The organism is Xanthomonas sp. SHU 199 (assembly GCF_000364665.1).
GTDB classification, from domain to species: Bacteria; Pseudomonadota; Gammaproteobacteria; order Xanthomonadales; family Xanthomonadaceae; genus Xanthomonas_A; species Xanthomonas_A sontii.
This window is the reverse complement of sequence record NZ_AQOI01000468.1, coordinates 1-4,340: the sequence shown is the minus strand read 5'-3', so window position 1 is coordinate 4,340 and position 4,340 is coordinate 1. Positions and strand designations below refer to the sequence as shown.

The 4,340-nt window shown below is 72.0% G+C and carries 4 protein-coding genes; all 4 read right to left on the bottom strand.

Annotation, left to right across the window (positions count from 1 at the left end):
- Positions 1-1,080 (bottom strand): NAD(P)(+) transhydrogenase (Re/Si-specific) subunit beta (locus D183_RS0114870; RefSeq protein ID WP_017909701.1); only part of this gene is annotated, 1,080 nt, incomplete at its 3' end.
- A gap of 4 nt (positions 1,081-1,084) precedes the next feature.
- Positions 1,085-1,399, bottom strand: a complete 315-nt coding sequence (locus D183_RS0114865) for an NAD(P) transhydrogenase subunit alpha (RefSeq protein WP_017909700.1) — start codon at positions 1,397-1,399, stop codon at positions 1,085-1,087.
- Positions 1,400-1,402: 3 nt separating this feature from the next.
- The gene (locus tag D183_RS0114860; protein ID WP_026144502.1) at positions 1,403-2,542 is read right to left on the bottom strand and encodes an NAD(P) transhydrogenase subunit alpha; all 1,140 of its coding nucleotides are present in this window, start codon (positions 2,540-2,542) and stop codon (positions 1,403-1,405) included.
- Between the two features lie 274 nt (positions 2,543-2,816).
- Positions 2,817-4,247, bottom strand: coding sequence for a glycoside hydrolase family 28 protein (locus D183_RS0114855; protein WP_017909698.1), 1,431 nt, complete (start codon positions 4,245-4,247; stop codon positions 2,817-2,819).
- Positions 4,248-4,340 lie beyond the last annotated feature (93 nt).

The following is a 4,340-nucleotide window of genomic DNA, read 5'->3' as shown; positions in this document are numbered from 1 at the left end:
CAGCAGCACGTTCATGTGCCCGGGCATGCGCCCGGCGACCGGATGGATGGCGAACTTCACGTCGACGCCGGCGGCCTGCAGCAGCTTCACCAGTTCGTACAGCCGGCCCTGCGCCTGCGCCACGGCCAGGCCGTAACCGGGCACGATGATCACGCTGGAGGCGTAGCGCATCGACGTCGCCGCATCGCCCGGCTCGACCGCGGTCATGCGGCCCTGCACGTCGCCCTGCACGACCGCGGCGCCGTCGCCGAAATTGCTGAACAGCACGTTGCCCAGCGAGCGGTTCATCGCCTTGGCCATCAGCACCGTCAGCAGGGTGCCGGCCGAGCCGACCACCATGCCGGCGATCATCAGCGCCGGGTTCTGCAGGGCGAAGCCTTCCAGGCCCACCGCCAGGCCGGTGAAGGCGTTGTACAGCGAGATCACCACCGGCATGTCGGCGCCGCCGATCGGCAGCGTCATCAGCACGCCGAAGCCCAGCGCGGCGATGAAGAACGCCGGCGCCGCCCAGGCGCCGCCCGTGCCGGTGACCACCAGCGCGCCGAGCACCAGCGCGGCCAGGAACACCACAGCATTGAACGCGCTCTGCCCCTTGAACCGCCATGCCGTGTCGATGCGGCCATCGAGCTTGGCCCAGGCGATCACCGAGCCGGACAGCGAGATCGCGCCGATCAGCGCACCGAGTACGGTCACCGCCAGGTGCAGGCCGCCCTGCTGCGGCTGCCGCGCGGTCAGCGCGACCCCGGCCACCGCCGCGGCGGCGCCGCCGCCCATGCCGTTGTACAGCGCCACCATCTGCGGCATCGCGGTCACCGCGACACGGCGGCCGCTGCGCCAGGCCCAGGCACCGCCCAGCAGCAACGCCAGCAGCGCCAGGGCCAGGTTGGTCAGCGCGTGCGGACGCGCCGCGGGCTGCAGGTCGGCGAGATAGCCGAAGGCGGCGGCCACCGCGACCAGCATGCCGATCCCGGCCAGGACGATGCCGCGCAGCGCGGTCATCGGCGAGGACATGCGCTTGAGGCCGAGGATGAACAGCAACGCGGCGGCGAACCCGCTCAGTTCCACCAGGAGCGAGAGCATGGCGCTACTCCTTCGCGGCCGGCGCGGCGCTGGGCTTGAACATCGCCAGCATGCGGTCGGTGACTACGTAGCCGCCGGCGGCATTGCCGGCGCCCAGCAGCACGCCGACGAAACCGATCGCCTGGCCGGCGACGGTGTCGGCATTGAACAGCGCGTGCATCGCGCCGACCACGACGATGCCGTGGACGAAGTTGGACCCGGACATCAGCGGCGTGTGCAGGATCGACGGCACCTTGCCGATCACTTCGTAGCCGGTGAACGCGGCCAGCATGAACACGTACAACGCGATCAGCCAGCTCATCGACAGATCGAGGGACATGACTCAGGACTCCTTGGTGGGAACGGGCGCGGCGGCCGGCACCGGTGGGTGGCAGAGGCGGCCGTCATGGGTGAGCGCGGTGCCGGCGACCACCGCATCGTCGAAGTCCGGCGCCAGTGCGCCGTCGCGCACCAGCAGGTCGAGCAACCCCAGCAGGTTCTTGGCGTACAGCTCGCTGGCGTGCTGGGCCAACGCCGAAGGCACGTTGCGCGGGGCGACGAGGGTGACCGGTCCGACGTCCACGGTCTGCCCCGGCACGCTGCCTTCGCAGTTGCCGCCGCTGTCGGCGGCGAGATCGACGATCACCGCGCCGGGCTTCATGCCGGCGATCTGCTCGCGGTCGATCAGGATCGGCGCGGTGCGCCCGGGCACGTTGGCGGTGGTGATGATCAGATCGGCCTGCTGGATGTGCTGGGTCAGCACCGCCGCGGCCTTGGCCCGCTCCTCGGCGCTGAGTTCGCGCGCATAGCCGCCCTCGCCGCGCGCGTCGATGCCGGTGTCGACGAAGCGCGCGCCGACCGACTGCGCCTGCTCGCGGGTTTCCGGACGCACGTCGTAGCCTTCGGTGATCGCGCCTAGCCGGTGCGCGGTGGCCAGCGCCTGCAGGCCGGCCACGCCCAGGCCCATCACCAGCACGCGCGCGGCACGCAGCGAACCGACCGCGGTGGTCATCATCGGCAGGATGCGCGGCAGATGCACGGCGCCGAGCAGCGGCGCGTAGTAGCCGGCCAGTGCGGCCTGACTGGACAGCACGTCCAGCGCCTGCGCGCGGCTGATGCGCGGCACCGTCTCCATCGCGAAGGCGGTGATGCGGCGTTCGCACAGCAGCTCCAGCAGGCCCGGCAGCTTGGCCGGGTACAGCATCGCGATCAGCATGCTGCCCGGGCGCAGCGCCGCCACCGTGCGCAGCGATGGTGCCTGCACCGCCAGCAGCAGGTCCGCACCGGCCACCACCTCTTGCGCATCGTCGAGCACGGTGGCGCCGGCATAGGCCGCATCCGGCAGCCGCGAACCGCTGCCGGCACCGGCCTGCAGGCGCAATTGCGCGCCCAGCCTGGCCAGCTTCGGCAGCACCGCGGGCACCATCGCCACGCGGCGCTCCTCGGCCTGTTCTTCCCTCAGGACTGCAACAGTGAACGCCATGATCGCGGCTCGCTTGGAGGACGCGTGCACTGTGCGCGCCGGCCGACGCGCGGGCATTGATCCGGATCAAGCGCGCTGCCGCATCACGCGCAAAAGAACGCGCGCGATGTCCGCAGCTAGGCGGCGGAACGCTGCGGTGTGACAGGGCGATGGCATCACGTGCGGACGATTGCAGTGCGTGGCGGCGCACGCCATCAAAGCCGCAAGACGCGGGCACCGACCGCTCGCGCCACGCGGGCGCGCGCCGGGTGGCCGCCGGCGTTGCGCGCGCGGGCTACAGGGTCGGGAACACCGGCGCGCTGCTGCAGGCTGGAATCGACCCGGCGAGCGTGGTCGCATAGGTCGAGGCCGCGCTGCTGTCCTCGCTCAAGCGCAGGTCGGATTGGTCCACGCCGATGCGCGCATTGCTGGCATGCAGCGTGGCGACATCGGCGGCCACGTGCGCCAGCACCAGCTCGAGCGGTGTCGCGGCGCTGTAGCCCTGCACCGTACTGCCCTTGCCGGCGGGCGTGTCCTGCGCGCGCAGTCCGTCGACCACGATCCCGGCGAAGGTCGGCACGCTGCCGCTGCGGCTGCCGCCGTGGTCGTGGCCGTACAGCGGCGTGATCACCAGGGGCTTGGCCACATCGAACAGGCAGGTGTTGCGGTAGAGCACGTCGCGCACCGGTCCGCCCTTGGCCAGGCCGGTCTTGATGCGCAGGCCGTTGTTGTCGGTGGCGACGATGCCGTCGGCGTCGTGGCCGACCAGGCGATTGCCGTCCACCAGCACGTTGCCGACGCCGTACATCACCTCGCTGCCGATGGAGATGCCGTGGGTGCCGTAGAAGCGCGAGTCGCGCACGGTGATGTCGGCCGAGCGCGCGGCGCTGGTCTTGATCGCGATGCCGTCGTCGCCGGCCATCACGTCGTTGTCGGCCAGGGTCGCATTGCGCACGCTGTCCAGATCCAGGCCGTCGGTGTTGGGGCTGTTGGCCGGCGCCCTGACCCGCACGCCCCACACGGTGACGCCGTCGCCGCCGTGCACGAAGACGTGGAAGTACGGCGCATTGACCAGGTTGACGTGGTAGAGCTGCAGATCGGCGACGTCCTGCGCGCGGATCAGGTCGGGCGCGTTCTGGGTCTGGCCGGCGGCCTTGGCGCCGCGCGCGAATTGCCACCAGCTGTCGCTGCCGCCGAGCATCGGCAGGTCGCCGCGGCCGTCGATAGTGCCCTGGTGGCCGGCGCCGTCACGCACGCCCATCACCCCCAGGCTGCGCCCCTGCAGGGTGATCAGCGCGCGGCAGCCGCCGCTGCGGGCCGCGGCCTGGCCGCAGGCGTTGCGGCCGGGCACCTGGTAGTCGGCGGGCTGGCGCGAGGCGAACAGGGTCACGCCGCTGTCGATCGCCAGCGTGGTGTCGCTGCGGATCGTCAACGGTCCGCTGAGGAAGGCGTTGCCGCTGCCGGCGCGCAGCAGCACCGCGCCGTGCGCACCGGCGGCGCAGCGGTCGAGCGCGGCCTGGATGCGCGCAGTGTCCGGCGCGCTGCGCTCCTGTGCGTCGGTGAAGCGGCGCTGCTGCGCCTGCAGGCTGGCATCCAGTGCCATGCACACCGGCGGCAAGTGCGGTTCGACCACATGGCGGGAATCGCCGGTCGCGGCAGCGCTGACGAACGCAGCGGCGGCGAGGACGCCGCCGGACACCAGCGCGACGCGCACAGGCTTGCTCATTGCCGGAGCGCGGCGTGCGACGGCGGCAGCGTGGCGGCGGGCGACGCCGCAGCGGCCGCAGGACGCGGCTCCGGCAGCTCGGCGACCGGCAGG